General features: G+C 67.8%; 22 protein-coding genes. 19 read left to right on the top strand and 3 right to left on the bottom strand.

Going from position 1 to position 22,584, the window contains the following annotated elements:
• The first annotated feature begins 585 nt into the window (after positions 1–585).
• From pyrH to MHEC_RS16510, 6 genes are all read left to right on the top strand, one after another.
• Positions 586–1,365 carry a UMP kinase gene (gene pyrH / locus MHEC_RS16535; RefSeq protein ID WP_048893688.1) on the top strand — a complete coding sequence of 260 codons (780 nt, stop codon included), beginning with the start codon at positions 586–588 and terminating at the stop codon, positions 1,363–1,365.
• A gap of 18 nt (positions 1,366–1,383) precedes the next feature.
• Positions 1,384–1,941 (top strand): ribosome recycling factor, encoded by a 558-nt coding sequence (frr, locus tag MHEC_RS16530; RefSeq protein WP_048893687.1) that lies wholly within the window; start codon positions 1,384–1,386, stop codon positions 1,939–1,941.
• 23 nt (positions 1,942–1,964) lie between these two features.
• Positions 1,965–2,870, top strand: a complete 906-nt coding sequence (locus MHEC_RS16525; RefSeq protein ID WP_172442136.1) for a phosphatidate cytidylyltransferase — start codon at positions 1,965–1,967, stop codon at positions 2,868–2,870.
• Between the two features lie 22 nt (positions 2,871–2,892).
• The gene (gene rlmN / locus MHEC_RS16520) at positions 2,893–3,978 is read left to right on the top strand and encodes a dual-specificity RNA methyltransferase RlmN (RefSeq protein ID WP_048893685.1); all 1,086 of its coding nucleotides are present in this window, start codon (positions 2,893–2,895) and stop codon (positions 3,976–3,978) included.
• A 111-nt stretch (positions 3,979–4,089) separates the two neighbouring features.
• Positions 4,090–4,599, top strand: a complete 510-nt coding sequence (locus MHEC_RS16515) for a protein disulfide oxidoreductase (protein WP_048893684.1) — start codon at positions 4,090–4,092, stop codon at positions 4,597–4,599.
• A 12-nt stretch (positions 4,600–4,611) separates the two neighbouring features.
• On the top strand, positions 4,612–5,472 hold the full coding sequence (locus tag MHEC_RS16510; protein WP_048893683.1) for a cytochrome c biogenesis CcdA family protein: 861 nt from the start codon (positions 4,612–4,614) through the stop codon (positions 5,470–5,472).
• 3 nt (positions 5,473–5,475) lie between these two features.
• Here the strand turns inward: MHEC_RS16510 and MHEC_RS16505 are convergent, their stop codons facing one another.
• Positions 5,476–5,730: a DUF2631 domain-containing protein gene (locus tag MHEC_RS16505; protein WP_048893682.1), complete on the bottom strand. Its 255-nt coding sequence runs from the start codon at positions 5,728–5,730 to the stop codon at positions 5,476–5,478.
• A 120-nt stretch (positions 5,731–5,850) separates the two neighbouring features.
• Between MHEC_RS16505 and MHEC_RS16500 the strand changes: the two genes are divergently transcribed.
• A complete protein-coding gene (locus MHEC_RS16500) occupies positions 5,851–6,324 on the top strand; it encodes a hypothetical protein (RefSeq protein ID WP_048893681.1) in 474 nt (157 codons plus the stop codon).
• A gap of 30 nt (positions 6,325–6,354) precedes the next feature.
• Here MHEC_RS16500 and MHEC_RS16495 read toward each other — a convergent pair whose 3' ends face one another.
• Positions 6,355–7,554 carry an IS110 family RNA-guided transposase gene (locus MHEC_RS16495; protein WP_142358634.1) on the bottom strand — a complete coding sequence of 400 codons (1,200 nt, stop codon included), beginning with the start codon at positions 7,552–7,554 and terminating at the stop codon, positions 6,355–6,357.
• Between the two features lie 239 nt (positions 7,555–7,793).
• On the opposite strand from MHEC_RS16495, the gene MHEC_RS16490 reads away from it, so the two are divergent.
• The 11 genes from MHEC_RS16490 (at position 7,794) to MHEC_RS16440 (ending at position 19,626) form a co-directional block, all read left to right on the top strand.
• Positions 7,794–8,555: a DUF4097 family beta strand repeat-containing protein gene (locus tag MHEC_RS16490; RefSeq protein WP_048892860.1), complete on the top strand. Its 762-nt coding sequence runs from the start codon at positions 7,794–7,796 to the stop codon at positions 8,553–8,555.
• Positions 8,552–9,736, top strand: a complete 1,185-nt coding sequence (dxr, locus tag MHEC_RS16485; protein WP_048892861.1) for a 1-deoxy-D-xylulose-5-phosphate reductoisomerase — start codon at positions 8,552–8,554, stop codon at positions 9,734–9,736. The genes MHEC_RS16490 and dxr overlap by 4 nt, the downstream gene beginning before the upstream one ends.
• On the top strand, positions 9,733–10,935 hold the full coding sequence (locus MHEC_RS16480) for a M50 family metallopeptidase (protein WP_048892862.1): 1,203 nt from the start codon (positions 9,733–9,735) through the stop codon (positions 10,933–10,935). The genes dxr and MHEC_RS16480 overlap by 4 nt, the downstream gene beginning before the upstream one ends.
• Positions 10,936–10,943: 8 nt before the next feature.
• Entirely contained in the window at positions 10,944–12,104 is a 1,161-nt protein-coding gene (gene ispG / locus MHEC_RS16475; RefSeq protein ID WP_048892863.1) for a flavodoxin-dependent (E)-4-hydroxy-3-methylbut-2-enyl-diphosphate synthase, read from the top strand.
• Positions 12,105–12,146: 42 nt separating this feature from the next.
• Positions 12,147–13,001: a GNAT family N-acetyltransferase gene (locus tag MHEC_RS16470; protein ID WP_048892864.1), complete on the top strand. Its 855-nt coding sequence runs from the start codon at positions 12,147–12,149 to the stop codon at positions 12,999–13,001.
• 149 nt (positions 13,002–13,150) lie between these two features.
• Positions 13,151–14,959 (top strand): penicillin-binding transpeptidase domain-containing protein, encoded by a 1,809-nt coding sequence (locus MHEC_RS16465; RefSeq protein ID WP_048892865.1) that lies wholly within the window; start codon positions 13,151–13,153, stop codon positions 14,957–14,959.
• A 57-nt stretch (positions 14,960–15,016) separates the two neighbouring features.
• The gene (locus tag MHEC_RS16460; RefSeq protein WP_048892866.1) at positions 15,017–15,598 is read left to right on the top strand and encodes a DUF1707 SHOCT-like domain-containing protein; all 582 of its coding nucleotides are present in this window, start codon (positions 15,017–15,019) and stop codon (positions 15,596–15,598) included.
• Positions 15,599–15,629: 31 nt separating this feature from the next.
• Positions 15,630–16,487 carry a type I methionyl aminopeptidase gene (map, locus tag MHEC_RS16455; RefSeq protein ID WP_048892867.1) on the top strand — a complete coding sequence of 286 codons (858 nt, stop codon included), beginning with the start codon at positions 15,630–15,632 and terminating at the stop codon, positions 16,485–16,487.
• Between the two features lie 79 nt (positions 16,488–16,566).
• Positions 16,567–18,069 carry a cobyric acid synthase gene (locus MHEC_RS16450; RefSeq protein WP_071700571.1) on the top strand — a complete coding sequence of 501 codons (1,503 nt, stop codon included), beginning with the start codon at positions 16,567–16,569 and terminating at the stop codon, positions 18,067–18,069.
• A gap of 147 nt (positions 18,070–18,216) precedes the next feature.
• A complete protein-coding gene (locus tag MHEC_RS16445; protein WP_048892892.1) occupies positions 18,217–18,768 on the top strand; it encodes an alpha/beta hydrolase in 552 nt (183 codons plus the stop codon).
• A 126-nt stretch (positions 18,769–18,894) separates the two neighbouring features.
• The gene (locus MHEC_RS16440) at positions 18,895–19,626 is read left to right on the top strand and encodes a gamma-glutamyl-gamma-aminobutyrate hydrolase family protein (protein WP_172442139.1); all 732 of its coding nucleotides are present in this window, start codon (positions 18,895–18,897) and stop codon (positions 19,624–19,626) included.
• A gap of 153 nt (positions 19,627–19,779) precedes the next feature.
• Here MHEC_RS16440 and MHEC_RS16435 read toward each other — a convergent pair whose 3' ends face one another.
• Positions 19,780–20,964 (bottom strand): PPE family protein, encoded by a 1,185-nt coding sequence (locus MHEC_RS16435; RefSeq protein ID WP_071700570.1) that lies wholly within the window; start codon positions 20,962–20,964, stop codon positions 19,780–19,782.
• A 379-nt stretch (positions 20,965–21,343) separates the two neighbouring features.
• Between MHEC_RS16435 and MHEC_RS16430 the strand changes: the two genes are divergently transcribed.
• Positions 21,344–22,543 carry an IS110 family RNA-guided transposase gene (locus MHEC_RS16430; RefSeq protein WP_142358634.1) on the top strand — a complete coding sequence of 400 codons (1,200 nt, stop codon included), beginning with the start codon at positions 21,344–21,346 and terminating at the stop codon, positions 22,541–22,543.
• The last annotated feature ends 41 nt before the right edge of the window (positions 22,544–22,584 follow it).

The following is a 22,584-nucleotide window of genomic DNA, read 5'->3' as shown; positions in this document are numbered from 1 at the left end:
TCCTCCTCGTTGGCTGCTAATCGGCACCGCGAGGCCATGTCGTTGAGCTCATGGATTTCCCCGCCGCAAGGGCCGCATTCCCGCGTCGCCGGGGACTCAAACATGTGCCGAGGCGGTGTAGGCCGACGGCGCGTTCAGGTGCCGGTCGGGCTGTTGCGCAGCGGCTCTCGGCGAGGTGGCCGCCGTTCTTGGGCCCTATTCACCCGATGCGGTCAAAGCTTTTGTCCCCGTTTGTATCTGCCTTCGACCGTGAGTTTGCTCGCTGTTGCGCCCGCTGGGTCGTCGGACGCCAGTGATAGCGGGGACGTGGCTGCCGGTGGCCGCCGCGCGAAGTCGTGCGCGACACTCGCCACGTCCTCGACCGGGCGGCCCTGACCGCGTCGGCGCTGCTTCGCCGGGCCAACGGCACAGCCCACGGGTATTAAGTTGGACGGCGAGCGTGCAGCCACCGCGAAATATCGGCACAATTTTCGCCCTGGTTTCACGTTCGGCGCACAATTACCTCCCGGGGAACGGCCATACGGGAGGATCGGGTTGCCGTCCTGGGTGTGGTCGCCGGGATGGCGCTCTGGTACGAGGAGTCTGATGATCGAGCCGCAACCGACGGGCACCAACGGCATACAGGCAGTCCCACCGGAGGGCGGCGACCTGTCGAACCGGCCCAAGTACTCGCGCGTGCTGCTCAAGCTCGGTGGCGAGATGTTCGGCGGCGGGCAAGTCGGCCTCGATCCTGACGTGGTGGCGCAGGTGGCTCGCCAGATCGCCGAGGTGGTCCGCCATGGCGTGCAGGTCGCAGTGGTCATCGGTGGCGGCAACTTCTTCCGCGGCGCCCAGCTGCAGCAGCGGGGCATGGAACGCACCCGCTCCGACTACATGGGGATGCTGGGCACTGTAATGAATAGCCTTGCACTGCAAGACTTTCTGGAAAAAGAAGGCATTGTCACCCGCGTTCAGACCGCCATCACCATGGGGCAGGTCGCCGAGCCGTACATCCCGCTGCGGGCACGCCGTCACCTGGAGAAGGGGCGAGTGGTGATCTTCGGCGCCGGCATGGGGTTGCCTTACTTTTCCACCGACACCACGGCCGCCCAGCGAGCGCTGGAGATTGGCGCGGACGTGGTGCTGATGGCCAAAGCGGTCGACGGAGTGTTCGCCGAGGATCCACGGGTCAACCCCAACGCCGAACTGCTCACCGTGATCAGTCACCGCGAGGTCATCGACCGCGGACTGCGAGTGGCCGACGCCACCGCGTTCAGCCTGTGCATGGACAACGGCATGCCGATCCTGGTGTTCAACCTGCTGACCGACGGCAATATCGCCCGTGCGGTCGCGGGTGAGAAGATCGGAACGCTGGTCACCACCTGACGAGGAGGAGCGGCGGAGATGATCGACGAGGTTCTTCTGGACGCCGAGGAGAGAATGGAAAAAGCCGTTTCGGTGGCCCGCGACGATCTGGCAACCATCCGGACCGGCCGGGCCAATCCCGGCATGTTTTCCAAGATCGTCATCGACTACTACGGTGCGCCCACCCCGATTACCCAGTTGGCCAGCATCAACGTGCCCGAGGCCCGGCTCGTTGTCATCAAGCCGTACGAGGCCAACCAGCTTCATGCCATCGAGACCGCCATCAGGAACTCCGACCTGGGCGTGAACCCCACCAACGACGGCACCCTGATCCGGGTGGCCGTGCCGCAGCTGACCGAGGAACGCCGCCGCGACCTCGTCAAACAAGCACGGCACAAAGGTGAAGAAGCGCGGGTCTCGGTGCGCAACATCCGTCGCAAGGCAATGGAGGAGCTGCACCGTATCCGCAAGGACGGGGAGGCCGGCGAAGACGAAGTCGGTCGAGCCGAGAAAGACCTGGAGAAGACGACGCACCAGTACGTCAACCAGATCGATGAACTGGTCAAACACAAGGAAGGCGAGCTGCTGGAGGTCTAGCGGCCGAGCAGCAAACCATGTCCGTGGCAGACACTGATACAGGTGCAGGCAGTCCGCGCCAGGAGCCGGCGCCGCCGCCAGCGCAGACGACCTCTCGGGCCGGCCGCAATCTGCCCATCGCGATCCTCGTGGGCGTTCTTTTGGGTGGCGGTGTGGTCGCCAGCCTGGTGTGGGCCCGGTACGCGTTCGTCGGCATACTCGCGGCCGGTGTGCTGCTGGGCACGCTCGAGGTGGCGCGGCAGCTGCGGGTCGCCGGATACGTGTTACCGCTGGTTCCGCTGGTCGTTGGCGGCCAGGCCACGCTGTGGCTGAGCTGGCCGTTCGGCACACGCGGCGTTCTGGCCGGCTTCGGCGGAACGGTGGTGGTCTGCATGATGTGGCGGTTGCTGACCCGCCACGGCCGCACGACGGCGCCCGGCCCCGATGCGGCCCCGGCGAATTACCTGCGCGACGTGTCGGCGACCGTGTTGCTGGCCGCCTGGGTTCCGCTGTTCGCCTCGTTTGCTGCTCTGCTCGTTTACCAGCACGACGGCGCCGGGCGGGCATTTTCGCTGGCGGTCGGTGTCGTCGCCTCCGACGTCGGCGGGTACGCGGCGGGCGTGCTGTTCGGCAGGCACCCGATGGTGCCGGCCATCAGCCCGAAGAAAACGTGGGAAGGCCTGGCTGGCTCACTGGTCCTCGGGATGGCGGTGACCACGGTGAGCGTGGTCTATCTGACCGGGAAGCCGTGGTGGACGGGGTTGGTGCTGGGGCTGGTCCTCGTGGTCACGGCCACGCTGGGCGACCTGGTGGAATCCCAGGTGAAACGTGACCTCGGCATCAAGGACATGGGCAGCCTGCTACCCGGTCACGGCGGGATCCTGGATCGGTTCGACGGGTTCCTGCCCTCAGCGGTGGCGGCCTGGATCGTGCTGACGCTGCTGCCCTAGCCGCGCCGATACTGGACTCGTCATGGCTCAACAGTTGGTGTTCGAGGCTCCCCGGCGCAAGGTGCCGCCGCAGCACCTGGCCGATTTCGACGCGGCCGGGCGCATCGCCGCGGTCGAGGCACTGGGCCTGCCCGCGTTTCGCGCCAACCAGCTTGCGCACCAGTACTTCGGCCGGCTGACCGCCGACCCGCACCAGATGACCGATCTGCCGGCAGCGGTTCGCGACCGGGTGGCCGCCGCCATGTTCCCGAAGCTGCTGACCGCCGTTCGTGTCCTCGCGTGTGATGCCGGCCAGACCCGCAAGACGTTGTGGCGCGCCGGCGACGGCACCACATTCGAGTCGGTGCTGATGCGTTACCCGCAGCGCAATACGGTCTGCATCTCCTCGCAGGCCGGCTGCGGGATGGCGTGCCCGTTCTGCGCGACCGGGCAGGCCGGCCTGACCCGCAACCTGTCGACCGCCGAAATCCTCGAACAGGTCCGTGCCGCGGCCGCGGCGCTGCGCGACGACTTCGGGGACCGGTTGTCCAACGTGGTGTTCATGGGCATGGGCGAGCCACTGGCCAACTACGCGCGGGTGGTTGCCGCGGTGCGCCGCATCATCGAGCCCTCCGGTTTCGGGATCTCGGCGCGGTCGGTGACGGTGTCGACGGTGGGCGTCGCACCGGCGATCCGCAAACTCGCCGACGAACGCCTCGCCGTGACATTGGCGCTGTCCCTGCACGCTCCCGACGACGAGCTGCGCGACACGCTGGTTCCGGTCAACACGCGGTGGAACGTCGGCGAGGCGCTCGGCGCCGCCCGGTACTACGCCGAGGTAACCGGGCGGCGGGTGTCAATCGAATATGCGCTGATCCGCGACGTCAACGACCAACCCTGGCGCGCGGATTTGCTGAGCGAGCGGCTGCGTGGGGCGCTCGGACGGCGGGCCCACGTGAATGTGATTCCGCTCAACCCGACGCCGGGCAGCCAGTGGGACGCCAGCCCCAAGGCTGCGCAGCGCGAATTCGTGCGCCGGGTGCGCAGGACGGGCATCTCCTGCACCGTACGCGACACCCGAGGTCGCGAAATCAGTGCCGCCTGCGGCCAATTGGCCGCCGGCGGCTGAACAGGGACGAAACGTCGTGACAGCGAGCGGGATTATCGGCGAATTTTTGAACAAACCAGGCCAGCTTTGCGTGGTTAAGGCAGCAGCAGCGCATGAAAGTAGAGGTCTGCCATGAGAATTCAATGTCCGGTCTTGATCAAAGGGTTGGTCGTCGGTGTCATCGCCGCCGCGCTGGCGTTCGGGTTGGGCGTCGCACCGCGCGCCAGGGCAGACGACGATCGGTTGAACTTCACCGCCACCACCCTCAGCGGAGCCCCCTTCACCGGGGCCAGCCTGCGGGGCAAGCCGGCCGTGCTGTGGTTCTGGACGCCCTGGTGCCCGTTCTGCAACGCCGAAGCTCCCGGCGTCAGCCACGTGGCGGCCGCCAACCCGGCGGTCACGTTTGTGGGCGTGGCGGCCCGCTCTGATGTGGGGGCGATGCAGGACTTCGTCGCCAAATACAACCTGAACTTCACCAACCTCAATGACGCCGACGGCGCGATCTGGGCGCGCTACAACGTGCCGTGGCAGCCGGCGTATGTCTTCTATAGGGCGGACGGTTCCTCCACCTTCGTCAACAACCCCACGGCGGCCATGCCACAGCAGGAGTTGTCCGACCGGGTGGCCGCACTGACGCGGTAGCGGGCGTTATTGGTGAGCCAAGGCCTTGTCAGCTTGGCCTTCGCCGCCGGGTTGGTGGCAGCGCTGAACCCGTGTGGCTTCGCGATGCTGCCCGCCTACCTGGTGCTGGTGGTGCGCGGCGAGGGTGGCGAATCCTCGGCTGCGGGCACGCCGATGGCGTCGCTGGGTCGCGCGCTGGTCGCCACGGTGGGCATGGCCCTGGGATTTCTGACGGTGTTCGGGCTATTCGGGGCGCTGACGGTTTCTGCGGCGGCCGCGGTGCAACGATACATGCCCTATCTGACCGTGCTGATCGGCAGTGTGCTTGTCGCTCTGGGGGTTTGGCTGCTGATGGGCCGCGAGCTGAAAATGTTGGCACCGCTGGGTTGGCGACGGGCGCCCACCGTGCGGCTCGGATCGATGTATGGCTACGGCGTCAGCTATGCGATCGCCTCGCTGTCGTGCACAATCGGGCCGTTCCTGGCCGTCACGGCGGCGGCGTTGCGCAGCGGCTCCGTGCTCGCGCGGGTGTCGGTCTACCTCGCCTATGTTTGTGGCCTCACATTGGTGGTCGGGGTGCTGGCGGTGGCCGCCGCAGCCGCGAGTTCGGCAGTGGCCGACCGCATCCGGGCAATCCTGCCGTTCGTCAACCGGATCGGTGGCGCGCTGCTCATCGCGGTCGGCCTCTATGTCGGCTACTACGGCCTCTACGAGGTGCGCCTGTTGCACGCCCACACCAATCCGCGCGACCCGGTGCTCACCGCCGCCGGCCGCATCCAGGGTGCGCTCGCCGGATGGGTGCACCAGCATGGCGGCTGGCCCTGGGTTATGGCGCTCGCCGTGCTCGGCGGCGGGCTGCTGGCCGGAACTGTCTGGCGCCGGCTGCGGCGCTGAGCGCTACCGGATCCAGCCCCGGCGGCGGCCCCACCAGTCGCGGACAACGAAAACCAGTGTCACGGCGGCAAACCCGACCAAGAACCAGTCCTCAATGTGGCCGACGTGATTGCCTCGCAGCATGCACAGCAGAAACACGACGATGGCCAGGCCGGTGATGCGCCAGGTCCGGTGATTGATCTTGCTCCACCCCCACGCCGCGGATGGCACCTCGGCGGTGTCGACCTCGGCGCGGCGCTCGACCTCAGTACTGACCACGGCGACTCCTCCAGTTGGGTGTGGGCGGTGTCGCGCGCCATTGTGGCATACTGCGACGCCCGCACTCGCGCACCAGATTGACGCTTGCCATGATGTCATATTGATGTCATGATGACGCCCATGGACGTGCAGCCGTACGTCGACGCCGTGCGAGCCCAGCTCCATGTCGCCGCCGCAGCGGGTGGTCCGGATGCCCGCGCGCTCGCGGAGCGGCTCAGCGCTCCGCTGGAATCCGCCATCCGGCTGGCACTGCTGGAGGCCCTGTCGGAGGCTGCCGAAGAAATCACCCGTGAACTGGCCCCGCGCTCGGTGGAAATCCGGCTGCGCGGCCGCGACCCGGAGTTCATCGTGTCCGCCCCGCTCGGCGAGCCCGCCGAAGAGCGGCTCGTTGCTGTCGACGACGGCGGCGGCACCTGGCGGATCACCCTGCGTCTGCCCGAAGGCCTGCGTGCGGCTGTCGAGGGCGCCGCTCGCCGCGACGGGTTGTCGCTGAACGCCTGGCTGGTGCGCGCAGCGGCCGCCGCGGCGCGATCCGCCGCCGGCAACCACCCTGCGACCGCAGGCGGCCATCACGTCGGCGGCTGGGTGCGCTGAAACCACCAAAGGAGATTCTCAATGAAGTTGTCAAGCCGCCGCGGCGGTAGGTGCGGGCTGGTATGCCGTGCCGTCGCGGAGCATGGCCCATACCACGTTGAGGCGGCGGCGCGCCAAAGCGAGGACGGCTTGGGTGTGGGTTTTGCCTTCGGATCTTTTGCGGTCGTAGTAGGTGCGCGAGGCGGCGTCGGTGCGGATGGCGATTTGGGCGGACAGGTAGCAGGCGCGCAGCAGGCGGCGGTGGTAGCGGCGGGGGCGTTTGAGGTTGCCGCTGATGCGCCCGGAGTCGCGGGGTACCGGGGCCAGTCCGGACACGCCGGCGAGGCGGTCGACGGAGTCGAAGCCGCATATGTCGCCGCCGGTGGCGGCGAGGAACTCGGCGCCGAGCACGACACCGAAGCCGGGCATGCTCAAGATGATTTCAGCGTGGCGGTGGCGGCGAAATCGCTCCTCGATCATCGTCTCGGTGTCGTCGATTTCGATGTCGAGGGCCATCACCTCCTTAGCCAGGCGAGCCACCACGGTGGCAGCCAGGTGTTGTCCGGGCACGATGGTGTGCTGGGCGTTAGCGGCCGCAAGGGCTTTGGACGCGACAGCATCGGCATTGCGGGCCTTACGTTTTCGCAACCAGGCGGCCAGCTCAGCAGCACCGGCGCGGCGCAGCCCGTCAGGCGTTTGATAGCCGGTAAGCAAAATCAACGCGGCCTTGCTGGTGCTGTAGTCAAAGGCGCGTTCCAGGGCGGGGAAGTATTCCAGCAGCTGGGCCCGCAGCCGGTTGATCGCCCGGGTGCGATCGGCCACCAAATCAGCGCGCCGGCTGGTGAGGATGCGCAGTTCCACCGCGATCTCGTCGCCGGGTCGCAACGGCTGCAGGTCGCGGCGCATCCGGGCCTGATCGGCAATGATCGCGGCGTCTTTGGCGTCGGTCTTGCCATCGCCGCGGTAGCCGCCCGAGGCGTGATAGACGGTGCGCCCGGGGATATACAGCAGCCGCTGCCCGGCCCCGACCAGCAGAGCAATCAACACCGCAGCGCCACCACCGTTGAGATCGATCGCCCAGGTGATCTCAGCGCCATCAACCACAGTGCTGACCGTGCTGATCAACTCCAGCAGCGCAGTTTCGTCGTTAGCGACCCGCTGCGCCAGCAGCCGCTGCCCTTCGGCGTCGATGACCACACAGTAGTGATCAGATTTACCGGCGTCGACACCAGCCCACAACTGCTGCCCCACAACCACCTCCGTAATCGCCGTAACAATCGACCCAGCAGACGACCACGCCGACGTGTCCTTACACAGCGATCGAATCGCATCTCTCAATTAGCGGTCGAGTCGTCGCGGGACGCCGGGCGGCCAATCTCCTTCGGCCATCACCGACGGCAAACCCATGAAAGCCATACCCGACGCCCCTGGGCAGTTCGAAGCCTACGGCCAACGGCAACGACCACCCTGCAAGAAAGGTAAGGAAACCGATGCCGAGCTTTCCCACCCCGCAACCCATCACCGCGAGCCTCCATGCCGGTAGCGGCTCGATTCGCCTCGTCGCCACCGACAGCGGCAACACCGTCGTGGAAGTTCGCCCGCACGACCCCTCCCGCCAAGCCGACGTCCGATCCGCCGAACAGGCCCGCATCTCCTATGCCAACGGCAAACTGGCCGTGGCGCCGGCCAAGCAGGGCTTCCTGGGTTACCGGATGGGCGCGGTCGACATCGTCGTCGAACTGCCGTCCCGGTCCGGTGTGCAGGTGGCTGTGGCCGCCGCCGACGTACACGCCGAGGGGGAATTCGCCTCCTTCCGATTTGCCTCGTCCAGCGGCAACCTGGCGGTGCAGTCGGTCGTCGGCCGGCTCAAGGCGGCTACCGCGTCAGGCAACGTCGACGTGGGCCTGCTCGACGGCGACGTGAAGTTCCAGGCGGCCAGCGGCTCGCTGACCGTCGACCGGCTGCGCGGCAACGTGAATGCGCAGACCTCGTCCGGTGCGGTCGATGTCGCTGCCGCCGTTTACGGAGCGGTGGTCGCCCACACCAGCAGCGGAGACATCGGGCTCGGCATACCCGAGGGCACCGCCGCTCAGCTCGACATCGTGACCGGCTCGGGCGTCGTCACCAACCGGCTGAGCCCGTCCGACGGACCCGCTGAGGGGGACGAGACGCTGCTGATCCGGGTGCGCACCGGCTCCGGCGACGTCGACATTTACCGGGCCGTGCAGGCACACGGCACAATAAGTGGGTGACCAGCCGCCGCATCAAAGTCTTGGTGCTGGGCAGCACCGGCTCGATCGGCACCCAGGCCCTGGAGGTCATCGCCGCTCACCCGGATCGCTTCGAGGTCGCCGGGCTGGCCGCCGGCGGCGGGCATCCGGAGCTGCTCGCGCGCCAGCGCGCCGAGACCGGCGTGACCAAGGTCGCGGTCACCGACGAGGACGTCGCCGAGGCGCTCGGCGACGTCACCTACCGCGGACCCGATGCCGTTCTTCGGCTGATTGAAGACACGCAGGCCGACGTCGTGCTCAACGCCCTGGTCGGCGCGCTCGGCTTGAAGCCCACCCTGGCGGCGCTGGCCACCGGCGCCAGGCTGGCGCTGGCCAACAAGGAGTCGCTGGTGGCCGGCGGCCCGCTGGTGCTGCGGGCGGCCAAGCCGGGGCAGATCGTGCCCGTCGACTCCGAGCACTCGGCGATGGCCCAATGCCTGCGCGGCGGCACCCCCGACGAGGTCGCCAAAATCGTGCTGACCGCCTCCGGTGGCCCGTTCCGCGGCTGGTCGGCGGCGGACCTCGAGCACGTCACACCCCAGCAGGCCGGGGCACATCCGACCTGGTCGATGGGGCCGATGAACACGCTGAACTCGGCGTCGCTGGTCAACAAGGGGCTCGAGCTGATCGAAACACATCTGCTGTTCGGTGTTCCCTACGAGCGCATCGACGTCGTCGTCCACCCGCAGTCGATCGTGCATTCGATGGTCACGTTCACCGACGGCTCGACCATCGCCCAGGCCAGCCCCCCGGACATGAAGCTGCCGATCGCGCTGGCGCTGGGCTGGCCCGACCGGGTGCCCGGCGCTGCCGCCGCCTGCGACTTTTCTACGGCCTCGTGCTGGGAGTTCGAACCGCTGGACACCGAGGTCTTCCCGGCGGTGGAGCTGGCCCGGCGCGCCGGCCGGGCCGGCGGCTGCATGACCGCGGTGTACAACGCCGCCAACGAAGAAGCCGCGGCGGCATTCCTGGCCGGGCGGATCAGCTTCCCGGCAATCGTGCGCACGATCGCCGACGTGCTAGCCGACGCCGAAGAGCGGGCCCCTCATTTGAGGGATGCACCCGCTACCGTGGATGACGTACTCGCCGCGCAGCGCTGGGCCCGGGAGAAGGCCGGGCGCCTCATCGATCGAGCCACCCAGGAGGTCATGCCCACCCGATGATGTTTGTGTTCGGCATCGTGGCATTCGCGCTGGCCATCTTGATCTCGGTGGCGCTGCACGAATGCGGGCATATGTGGGCGGCGCGCGCCACCGGGATGAAGGTTCGCCGGTATTTCGTTGGGTTCGGCCCGACCTTGTGGTCGACGCGGCGCGGCGAGACCGAATACGGCGTCAAGGCCATTCCGGCCGGCGGTTTCTGCGACATCGCCGGGATGACGGTGGTCGAGGACCTCACCCCCGACGAACGCGACCGCGCCATGTACAAGCAGAAAACCTGGAAGCGTGCCGCGGTGCTGCTCGCCGGTCCGGCGATGAACTTTTTCATCGGGTTACTGCTGGTCTACGTCATCGCCGTGGCCTGGGGCCTGCCCAACCTGCATCCGCCCACTGCGGCAGTGGTGGGCGAAACCGCTTGTGTGCCAGCTGAATTGAGTAAAGGCCAGTTTGGGCAGTGCACTGGCCCGGGTCCGGCGGCCGCGGCCGGCATCCGCGCCGGTGACGTCGTGGTCAAGGTCGGCGACACCGACGTGCACACCTTCGACGAAATGGCGGCCGCGGTGCGCAAGCTGCACGGCACCGTCCCGTTCGTCGTGGAGCGCGACGGCAAGACGCTCACCTTGCCGGTGACCGTCGTCCCCACCCGGCGTTGGGTCGGCGACGGTGACACGCCGTCGAATGTCGGCATGATCGGTGTGGCACCCAAGACCTACCCGCCGACGCGGCACACCGTGATCTCCGCCGTGCCGGCCACCGTCACCTTCACCGGTGAACTGTCCGTCGAGCTGGGCAAGGCGCTGGCCGCGATCCCGACCAAGGTCGGCGCGCTGGTGCATGCCATCGGCGGCGGCCAGCGCGATCCGGAGACACCGATCAGCGTGGTGGGCGCGTCGATCATCGGCGGCGACACCGTCAACCACGGGCTGTGGGTGGCGTTCTGGTTCTTTTTGGCCCAGCTGAACTTCATCCTGGGCGCGATCAACCTGGTGCCGCTGCTGCCGTTCGACGGCGGGCACATCGCGATCGCCGTGTACGAAAAGGTCCGCAACATGATCCGCTCGGCGCGCGGCATGGTCGCGGCAGCGCCGGTGAACTACCTCAAGCTCATGCCGGCAACCTACGTAGTGTTGGTGCTGGTGGTCGGCTACATGCTGTTGACCGTGACCGCCGATCTGGTCAACCCGATCAGGCTGTTCCAGTAGGAGAAACGATGAGCGTCGGCCTAGGGATGCCGGCATCGCCCGCACCGGTCTTGGCCCCGCGCCGCAAGACGCGTCAGCTGATGGTCGGCAACGTCGGGGTGGGCAGCGACTATCCGATTTCGGTGCAGTCGATGTGCACCACCAAAACCCACGACGTCAACGCCACCTTGCAGCAGATCGCCGAACTGACCGCGGCCGGCTGCGACATCGTGCGGGTGGCCTGCCCGCGCCAGGAGGACGCCGACGCGCTGGCCGAAATCGCCCGCCACAGCCAGATCCCGGTGATCGCCGACATCCACTTCCAGCCGCGCTACATCTTCGCCGCGATCGAGGCGGGCTGCGCGGCGGTGCGGGTAAACCCGGGCAATATCAAGGAATTCGACGGTCGGGTCGCCGAGGTCGCCAAGGCCGCCGGCGAGGCCGGCATCCCGATCCGCATCGGGGTCAATGCCGGATCACTGGACAAACGGTTCCTGGAGAAGCACGGCAAGGCCACCCCTGAGGCGCTGGTCGAGTCTGCGCTGTGGGAGGCCTCGCTGTTCGAGGAGCACGGTTTTTCCGACATCAAGATCAGCGTCAAACACACCGACCCCGTCGTCATGGTCCAGGCCTACCAGCTGCTGGCGGCCCGGTGTGACTACCCGTTGCACCTCGGCGTCACCGAGGCGGGTCCGGCGTTTCAGGGCACCGTCAAGTCCGCGGTGGCGTTTGGCGCACTGCTGTCGAAGGGCATCGGCGACACCATCCGGGTTTCGCTGTCGGCGCCTCCGGTCGAGGAGGTCAAGGTCGGCAACCAGATCTTGGAGTCGCTCAACCTGCGGCCGCGTTCGCTGGAGATCGTGTCCTGCCCGTCATGCGGTCGCGCCCAGGTCGACGTCTACACGCTGGCCAACGAGGTCAGCGCCGGGCTCGAGGGCCTTGAGGTGCCGCTGCGGGTGGCGGTGATGGGCTGTGTGGTCAACGGTCCGGGGGAGGCCCGCGAGGCCGACCTGGGCGTCGCGTCGGGCAATGGCAAGGGTCAGATTTTCGTGCGGGGCGAAGTGATCAAGACCGTCCCCGAATCGCAGATCGTCGAGACGCTGATCGAAGAAGCCATGCGGCTGGCTGCCCAGCTTGGCTCCGAAGCGGGCACAACTACAAGCGGTTCACCCGTTGTGACCGTAAGCTAATAAAGGCTACTCGGGCCACCCGGCCGCACAGAAAGACTTCCCATGTCGGCTCCGCCCATCTTTCGCCTGGTCGACGAGCGACGGGTGTCGGTGGTGCGCGACGCCGCGGCCGTGGGCCGGGTTCTCGACGCCGATCCCGTCGGATCGTGCATGGTCGCCGCGCGGGTCGCCGACCACGGCATCGACCCCGGCTCGATCGGCGGCGAACTGTGGACGCGCCGCGGCGCTGACGAATCGCTGTGCTACGCGGGGGCCAACCTGATACCGCTGCGCGGCGCGCTCGAGGATCTGCACGCGTTCGCCGACGAGGCGATGAGCGCGGCGCGGCGCTGCTCGTCGCTGGTCGGCCGGGCCGAACTGGTCATGCCGATGTGGCGGCGGCTGGAATCCGCCTGGGGCCCGGCCCGCGACGTGCGCGACCGTCAGCCGTTGATGGCGCTGGACCGCATGCCCGCCTGCGCGATCGATCCCGAGGTGCGCCAGGTACGCCCCGACGAGCTCGACGCGTATCTGGTCGCGGCCGTCGACATGTTCATCGGCGAGGTGGGTGTCGATCCCCGGCTCGGTGACGGCGGCCGGGGCTATCGCCGCCGGGTCGCCAACCTGATCTCGGCGGGGCGCGCGTGGGCCCGCTTCGAGGACGGCGAGGTCATCTTCAAGGCTGAGGTCGGCTCGCAGTCGCCGGCGGTGGGCCAGATTCAGGGGGTCTGGGTGCATCCCGAGCGCCGCGGGCGGGGTTTGGGCGCCGCGGGCACCGCCACGCTGGCGGCGGTGATCGTGGGCACCGGACGTATTGCCAGCCTGTACGTCAACGACTTCAACACCGTGGCCCGGGCCGCATACGCCCGGGTCGGCTTCCGTGAGGTTGGCACCTTCGCCACCGTGCTGCTGGACTGACCCGGCCGGTGCCCGGCACCGAAGTCGACGTTTAAGCCGGTGGCCACGTGCACTGCTTCGCCACATGGCCGATCGAGGCGTGGCCGTCACGGTTCGGTTTCGGTGTGGCGCTCCCCGCGAGGCCGGCAAGCCACTTAACATCAGCCTCAATGGCAACAGGAATCTCATTTGTATCAGCGGTCGCATGCCTGGGTTTGGCTGCGGCGCTCACCGCGCCGGGCTGCACCCCGCGTCCCGACGGCCCCGGTCCGGCCGCCGAGCGCTTCTTCGCCGCACTGGCCACCGGCGACACGGCGACGGCGGCACAGCTCACCGACGATCCCAGCGATGCCCGCGCAGCACTCAACGCGGCCTGGGCCGGGCTGCAGGCCACCCACCTGGATGCGCGGGTGCTGGGCGCCAAGTACACCGAGGACACCGGAGCGGTCGCCTACCGCTACACCTGGCATCTGCCCAAAAACCGCACCTGGACCTACGAGGGCCAGCTGAAGATGGCGCGCGACGAGGGCCGCTGGCAGATCCGGTGGACCGCCACCGGGTTGCATCCCAAGCTCGGCGACCACCAGACGTTCGCGCTGCGCGCTGACCCGCCGCGGCGCGCTTCGGTCAACGAGGCCGGTGGCACCGACGTGCTGGTCCCGGGCTACTTGTACCACTACGCGCTGGACGCCAGCCGGGCCGGCACCCAGCTGGCCAGCACGGCCCGCGCGGTGGCCGATGCGTTGCGGCCGTTCGACGACACGCTGGATCCGCAGCAACTGGCCGAGCGGGCCAGCTCCGCACCCAAGCCGCTGGACCTGATCACGCTGCGCGTCGACGACAACAATCGCGTCGCCCCCGCGATCGGCAACTTGCCCGGGGTGGTGATCACGCCGCAGGCCGAACTGCTGCCGACCGATGACCGGTTCGCACCGGCCGTCATCAGCGAGGTGAAGAAGGCCGTCGTCGATCGACTCGACGGCCAGGCGGGCTGGCGGGTGGTCAGCGTCAACCAGAATGGTGTCGACGTGGCCGTGCTGCACGAAGTTGAGCCGTCGCCCGCCCCGTCGATCACGATCAGCCTGGACCGCACGGTGCAAAACGCCGCCCAGCACGCCGTGGACAACCAGCCCCGCAAGGCCATGATCGTGGTGATCAAGCCGTCGACCGGGGAGATCCTCGCCGTCGCGCAGAACGCCGCCGCCGACGCCGACGGCCCGGTCGCCACCACCGGCCTGTACCCACCCGGATCGACCTTCAAGATGGTGACCGCCGGCGCGGCGCTGGAGCGCGACATGGCCACGCCGAACACGCTGTTGGGCTGCCCTGGTGAGATCGACATCGGGCATCGGACGATTCCGAACTACGGCGGATTCGACCTCGGCGTGGTGCCGATGTCACGCGCGTTCGCCAGTTCGTGCAACACCACGTTCGCCGAGCTGGCCAGCCGGATGCCGCCACGCGGCCTGTCGCAGACGGCCGCCCAGTACGGCCTGGGCCTCGACTACCAGGTCGATGGCATCCCCACCGTGACGGGGTCCGTTCCGCCGACCGTCGACCTGGCCGAGCGCACCGAGGACGGGTTCGGCCAGGGCAAGGTGCTGACCAGCCCGTTTGGCATGGCCCTGGTCGCGGCCACGGTGGCGGCCGGGAAGACTCCACTGCCGCAGCTCATCGAGGGACGACCGACGAAGGTCTCCGGTGATGCCACGCCGATCACTCCCAAGATGCTCGACGGGCTGCGCCCGATGATGCGGCTGGTGGTGACCAACGGCACCGCGTCGGACATCTCCGATTGCGGCGCGGTGTTCGGCAAGACGGGGGAAGCCGAATTTCCCGGCGGGTCGCATTCCTGGTTCGCCGGCTATCGGGGCGATATGGCATTCGCGTCGCTGATCGTCGGGGGCGGCAGTTCGGAGTACGCGGTGCGGATGACCAAGTTTATGTTCGACCAGCTGCCGGGCGACTACCTGACGTGATAGCCCCGATTTTCCGCGGCGGCCCGCACACCCGGGCAGCGGTACATTAAAACCGCTATGACCCGCCCGGACGAATTGGCAGGCCTGCGGATCTCGGATGCCGACCGCAACGGCACCCTGCGGCGGCTGCACAACGCCGTCGCGCTCGGGCTGATCGACATCAACGAGTTCGAACAACGCTCGTCGCAGGTGTCCTGCGCGCGGACCCGTGGCGAACTTGACGGCCTGGTTGGTGACCTGCCCGGCCCCGGCGCGATCGTCACGTCGGCTGCCGACCGTGTGGAGTTGCGCGGCTGGCTGGGATCACTCAAACGCCACGGCGAATGGATCGTGCCAACCCGGCTGGCGCTGGTGCGCCGCCTGGGCCCGGTCGAATTGGACCTGGTCAAGGCCCGATTCGCGGGACCCGTGGTGGTCATCGAGCTCGACATGAAATTCGGCGGCGTCGACATCCGCCTGCCCGACGGTGCCAGCGCCTCGATCGACGACGTCGAGGTCTACGTCGGCAGCGCCACCGACCGCCGCAAGAACGCCCCGGCCGAAGGCACTCCGCACGTGGTGCTGACCGGTCGGGTGGTGTGTGGATCGGTCGTCATCCGCGGGCCGCGCCGGTCCTGGCTGAAACGCCGCTCGGCCTGAGTGCCTGCCGGACCGCCAGTAAGCTGGCGGCATGCCTGTGCGAGCCGCGCTGTCACCTGGCGTGCTGTCTCCGACACTGCCGGTGCCCAAGTCGATCCCTCGTCCGGAATACGTGGGCAAGCCGACCGCACGGGAGGGCAGTGAGCCCTGGGTGCAGACACCCGAGGTCATCGAGAAGATGCGCATCGCTGGCCGGATCGCGGCCGGCGCGCTCGCCGAGGCAGGAAAGGCGGTCGCGCCTGGCGTGACCACCGACGAACTCGACCGGATCGCACACGAATACATGATCGACCACGGTGCCTACCCGTCGACGTTGGGCTACAAGGGTTTTCCGAAGTCGTGCTGCACTTCGTTGAATGAGGTGATCTGCCACGGGATTCCGGACTCGACGGTGATCGAGGACGGCGACATCGTCAACATCGATGTCACCGCCTACATCCACGGAGTGCACGGCGACACCAATGCCACGTTTCTGGCCGGTGACGTCTCCGAGGAGCACCGGCTGCTGGTGGAGCGCACTCGCGAGGCGATGATGCGCGCGATCAAAGCGGTCAAACCGGGCCGTTCGTTGTCGGTGATCGGCCGGGTAATCGAGTCCTACGCAAACCGGTTCGGCTACAACGTCGTTCGTGATTTCACCGGGCATGGCATCGGCACCACGTTTCACAACGGGCTGGTCGTGCTGCACTACGACCAGCCCGCGGTCACCACCATCCTCGAGCCAGGGATGACGTTCACCATCGAGCCGATGATCAACCTTGGTGCGCTGGACTACGAAATCTGGGACGACGGGTGGACGGTGGTTACCAAGGACCGCAAGTGGAGTGCTCAGTTCGAGCACACGCTGCTCGTCACCGACACCGGCGCCGAAATCCTGACCCAGCTGTGACTTTGCGCGCGCGAGCAGACGCAGAATCGCACGTTCGAGACGGTAATCGTGCGATTCTGCGTCTGCTCGCCACAGCCACGTGAGCGGCGCACTGCTGGTGGCCGGCACCAGCTCCGACGCCGGCAAGTCCATCGTCGTCGCCGGCCTGTGCCGGTTGCTGGCGCGCAAGGGGCTGCGAGTCGCACCGTTCAAGGCGCAGAACATGTCCAACAATTCCGTGGTCACCGTCGAGGGCGGCGAAATCGGCCGGGCCCAGGCCATGCAAGCCCGCGCCGCGGGCCTGCAACCCAGCATCAGGTTCAACCCGATCCTGCTCAAACCCGGCGGCGAGCGCACGTCGCAGCTGGTGATCCGGGGTCAGGTGGCCGACTCGGTCACCGCGGCCGGCTACTGGGCGCATCGCGACCGACTGGCCGCAGTGGTTAACGACGAGTTGTCAAGCCTGCGAGCCGAATTCGACGCGGTGATCTGCGAGGGCGCCGGGTCGCCCGCGGAGATCAACTTACGCGCAACGGATTTGGCTAACCTGGGCCTGGCCCGGGCGGCACATCTGCCGGTAATCCTGGTGGGTGACATCGACCGCGGCGGCCTGCTGGCCCACCTGTTCGGCACGGTCGCGGTGCTCGACCCGCAAGACCAGGCACTGGTCGCCGGCTTCATCGTCAACAAATTCCGCGGTGATCCCGCGCTGCTGGCGCCCGGCTTGCGGCAACTGCACGAACTGACCGGTCGGCCCACCTACGGCGTGCTGCCGTACGCCGAAGAGCTGTGGCTCGACGCCGAGGACTCGGTGTCGGTGCAGGCCACCCGGGTTCTGGGCATCCCGGCGCCGCCGCGCGGCCGTCAATGGTTGCGGGTCGCCGCACTGCGCCTGCCCCGAATCTCCAATTCCACCGACATCGAGGCGCTGGCCTGCGAACCCGGTGTACTGGTGCATTGGGCCACCGAACCCGCCGACGTGGCCGAGGTCGACGTGATCGTGGTGCCGGGCAGCAAGGCCACCGTCGCCGATCTGCGCTGGCTGCACGACCGTGGCCTGGCCCAAGCCGTGGTCGCCCACGCCCGGTCGGGCCGTGTCGTGCTGGGTATCTGCGGTGGTTTTCAGATGCTGTGCCGGACCATCGACGACCGGGTGGAAACCCATTCCGGGCGCGTCGAGGGGCTGGGCCTGCTCGACGCCGACATCGTGTTCGGTGCGGAGAAGGTGCTGCGCCGGTGGCTCACACCGCTGACCGGCTACGAGATTCACCACGGCCGGGTGCGGCGCTGCGGCGAGGCGACGTGGTTCGAGGCTGACGGATGCGCGCAGGGCTATCGGCGCGATCACGTGTTCGGCACCCATTGGCATGGCGTGTTCGACAACGACGCCTTCCGCCGCCAGTGGTTGACCGACGCCGCGACCGTGGCCGGCCGCGATGGGTTCGCGGTCGCCGACGATGTCGACGTGGTGGCCCGCCGGGACGCCCAATTGGACTTGATCGCAGATCTATTGGCCACGCATGTCAACATCGACGCGATTGCCGGCCTGCTTGACGAGGGGCCACCGAGGCGTCCGCGCATCGTTTCGCGGCTGGGCGAATAGCAGTGCTGCAGTAGCCAATACGCCCCTGGTGTATAGGCGTGGGTGGCTCCGGCGAATCCGGATCCTGATATTGCCCTGAGAGACCTGAGCGAAACGGCCCGCGGACGAGCCGAATGACGTACCTTGCTTCGAGTGCCCTCGACGATGATGACCACCGTCGACGGCTTCCCCGTCCCGGTCAGCGTGACCGGTCCGGACAAGGGCTCCGTCGTGGTGGTGCTTGGCGCAGCGCAGCGCGCGGTCGCCGCATACGACGCGGTCTGCGAACGCCTGCACACCGCCTCGCTGCGGACCATCGTCATCGGCCCGGATCCGAGGCTGACGCCCAAGTCGGTGGTCGGCATCCTCGACGCGCTCGACATCCAGTGGGGTGTGGTGGTCGGCGACCGCGCCGGCGGAGACGTCGCCTGGGAACTGGCGGCGACCCGGCTGGACCGGTTCACCGGTTTGGTCGCCATCGACCGGGGGCATCCCCGCGTGGCCGACCTGGCCGGTGTCATCCGCGACGCGCACTGCCCGCCGGTGGAGGTCAACACCACGGCACTGGTCAGCACCCCCGCGGCGCGCGCGGTGGCGCGGGCCAGCCAGCGGTATGTCTACGCCGACTACCGCATCGTGGAGCTGCTCGGGCGGCGCAATGCGCATGAGGCGACCGCGCAACTGGCGGCCGAGATCGTGCTGCGCACCCACACCTTCTAGCCACCTTTCAGGCACTCGGCCCGGCGCTGCGGGCCGGCCATCGGCCGGTGGCAAATACGATGGTTGCGTGCGGTGCGCTGGTCACCAGGGAGAGCGGCAGTGAACCCCTTCCGATTCGCTAAGCCGGTGGTAGGCATGACGTCTTATCTGGACCGGGCCCGGAGTGGGATATGGGACGTGCGTGCAGGATTTTTGCCCGCCGCCTACTTCGACGGTGTCACGCGGGCCGGCGGTATCGCGGTGTTATTGCCGCCGCAGCCGGTCGACGCCGAGATCGCCGATCGGGTGCTCGACAGCCTGGACGCTCTGGTGATCACCGGGGGCAACGACATTGACCCCGGCGCCTATGGCCAGGCGCCCCATCCGGCCACCGACGAGCCGGGGCGCGAGCGCGACGCCTGGGAGTTTGCCTTGCTCGACGCGGCGCTGCGGCGCGGGCTGCCGGTGTTGGGCATCTGCCGCGGCGCCCAAGTGCTCAACGTCGCCTTCGGCGGCACGCTGCATCAGCATCTGCCCGACGTCATCGGGCACAGCGGACACCGGGCCGGCAACGCGGTGTTCACCACATTGCCGGTGCGCACCGTGCCCGGTACCCGGCTGGCAGCCCTGATGGGCAAGTCCTGTCAGGCGCGCTGCTACCACCACCAGGCCATTGCCCAAGTCGGCGAAGGCCTGGTGGTCAGCGCGTGGGACGCCGACGGTGTGGTCGAGGCGCTCGAACTACCCGGCGACAACTTCGTGCTGGCCGTGCAGTGGCATCCGGAGGAAAGCCTCGAGGATCTGCGGCTCTTCGCGGCGGTGGTGGACGCCGCGCGGGCGTACGCCGAGGCGCGGGTGAGCACGATCGGGGGCGACTGACCGACCACTTACGCGTGCAGCACGGATCACGTTGTCGTGGCTGTGTTTTGGTGGGGGAGCAGCCGGCCTCCTGGTGCAGCGGTTGCGGGGCAGGACAAAACGCCTACCTCGCCGAGACTGGATGCCACCACGACGACGCCAGAAGCGGGGCGGTCACCCGGCCGACGGTGAACGGGGAATCACAGTCGGCCGCACGGCATATTGCGACGGGGGAGCGTTCAAACCGCGTCCGCCCATCGACCCGATCGGCATCACGGGCGGTACGCTCGCCGATCCGGTCGCCGGTGCGGCGCCGGCGGCGGATCCTGCCAGACCCCCAGCAGGCTGGCCGACGCCGCCGGCTGGTGGAGCCGCCGTCCATGCCTGCGGCACCGACAACGGGCCGATCGAAATTGCCTGGCCGATACCCGCCGATACCGCCGGCCCGCCAGAACCCGGACTGGCCGATGAACCCACCGCGCCCAGCAACGAACTCAACCCGCCCGCGAAGGCCGATTCCCCCGCTTTGACGCTGGAAGCCGCCGTGGTGGTCGTCGACCCCAGAGACTTCGCAATGGAGTTCAGCGAGTTGACGCTCGTGATCGGTGTATTCGCCAGATACGCGGCAGTCCGCACCGGGGTCGACAGGCTATTGAGGCTGTTCACCGCCGACATCAGTGATGTTGACGAGGTCGACGAGCCGGGCGAGGTGAGGCTCTGCAACGCCTGCGGTACCGCGGAGGTCAACTGAGTCAAAGCCGTCTGGGTCTCCGTTGCGCTCGACGTACTCGCGGTTTGTGCGAGCGTCGCGCCCTGGCTGGCCAGTCCAGCCGGATTGACGGTGATCGGCGGTGAGGTGAAGGCACTCACCTTCGATGCCACCGCCGCGCTGCCGGCGTAGCCGTACATCGCCGCCGCATCCTGGGCCCACATCTCGTCGTAGTGGGCTTCGGTGGCAGCAATCGCCGGACTGTTTTGGCCCACAACATTTGTCGCGATCAACGACATCAGTTGCGCGCGATTGGCGGCGATCAACGGCGGAGGCACCGTCATCGCATAAGCCGCCTCGAAGGCGGCCGCTGCCGCCTTGGCTCCGGCTGCGGCCTCTTCGGCTTGACCGGCTGCGGCGGCCAACCATGCCACAAACGGTGCCGCAGCCGCCGTCATCGACGACGCGGACGCGCCCTGCCACGGCCCGCTGGTCAAACCGGAGATCACCGAGCCGTAGTCGACGGCAGCGGATCTGAGTTCACCGGCCACCTGGTCCCAGGCCGCAGCGGCGGCGAGCATCGGTCCACAGCCGGGACCGGAGTACATGCGCCAGGAATTGACTTCCGGCGGAAGCATCCCGAAATCCATTGCTATACCTTTTCTTTGCGAACCACAATCGGGTTGACGGCTGGGCAGGATGTATACCAACCGGGAGCGCTGACGCGATGGCGCGCAGCAGCCAAGCGGCCGGCTGGCGACATTTGCGGTTGGATGGCTGCTAAAGACATGGGCATCCTTACCTTTCTTGCAGGGTGGTCGTTGCCGTTGGCCGTAGGCTTCGAACTGCCCAGGGGCGTCGGGTATGGCTTTCATGGGTTTGCCGTCGGTGATGGCCGAAGGAGATTGGCCGCCCGGCGTCCCGCGACGACTCGACCGCTAATTGAGAGATGCGATTCGATCGCTGTGTAAGGACACGTCGGCGTGGTCGTCTGCTGGGTCGATTGTTACGGCGATTACGGAGGTGGTTGTGGGGCAGCAGTTGTGGGCTGGTGTCGACGCCGGTAAATCTGATCACTACTGTGTGGTCATCGACGCCGAAGGGCAGCGGCTGCTGGCGCAGCGGGTCGCTAACGACGAAACTGCGCTGCTGGAGTTGATCAGCACGGTCAGCACTGTGGTTGATGGCGCTGAGATCACCTGGGCGATCGATCTCAACGGTGGTGGCGCTGCGGTGTTGATTGCTCTGCTGGTCGGGGCCGGGCAGCGGCTGCTGTATATCCCCGGGCGCACCGTCTATCACGCCTCGGGCGGCTACCGCGGCGATGGCAAGACCGACGCCAAAGACGCCGCGATCATTGCCGATCAGGCCCGGATGCGCCGCGACCTGCAGCCGTTGCGACCCGGCGACGAGATCGCGGTGGAACTGCGCATCCTCACCAGCCGGCGCGCTGATTTGGTGGCCGATCGCACCCGGGCGATCAACCGGCTGCGGGCCCAGCTGCTGGAATACTTCCCCGCCCTGGAACGCGCCTTTGACTACAGCACCAGCAAGGCCGCGTTGATTTTGCTTACCGGCTATCAAACGCCTGACGGGCTGCGCCGCGCCGGTGCTGCTGAGCTGGCCGCCTGGTTGCGAAAACGTAAGGCCCGCAATGCCGATGCTGTCGCGTCCAAAGCCCTTGCGGCCGCTAACGCCCAGCACACCATCGTGCCCGGACAACACCTGGCTGCCACCGTGGTGGCTCGCCTGGCTAAGGAGGTGATGGCCCTCGACATCGAAATCGACGACACCGAGACGATGATCGAGGAGCGATTTCGCCGCCACCGCCACGCTGAAATCATCTTGAGCATGCCCGGCTTCGGTGTCGTGCTCGGCGCCGAGTTCCTCGCCGCCACCGGCGGCGACATATGCGGCTTCGACTCCGTCGACCGCCTCGCCGGCGTGTCCGGACTGGCCCCGGTACCCCGCGACTCCGGGCGCATCAGCGGCAACCTCAAACGCCCCCGCCGCTACCACCGCCGCCTGCTGCGCGCCTGCTACCTGTCCGCCCAAATCGCCATCCGCACCGACGCCGCCTCGCGCACCTACTACGACCGCAAAAGATCCGAAGGCAAAACCCACACCCAAGCCGTCCTCGCTTTGGCGCGCCGCCGCCTCAACGTGGTATGGGCCATGCTCCGCGACGGCACGGCATACCAGCCCGCACCTACCGCCGCGGCGGCTTGACAACTTCATTGAGAATCTCCTCAAAGGCACGGGCTTACCGA

The sequence above is a fragment of the Mycobacterium heckeshornense genome, assembly GCF_016592155.1.
Lineage (GTDB): Bacteria > Actinomycetota > Actinomycetes > Mycobacteriales > Mycobacteriaceae > Mycobacterium > Mycobacterium heckeshornense.
Note: the sequence above shows the minus strand (reverse complement) of the source record. Positions and strands in the feature narration are given on the sequence as shown.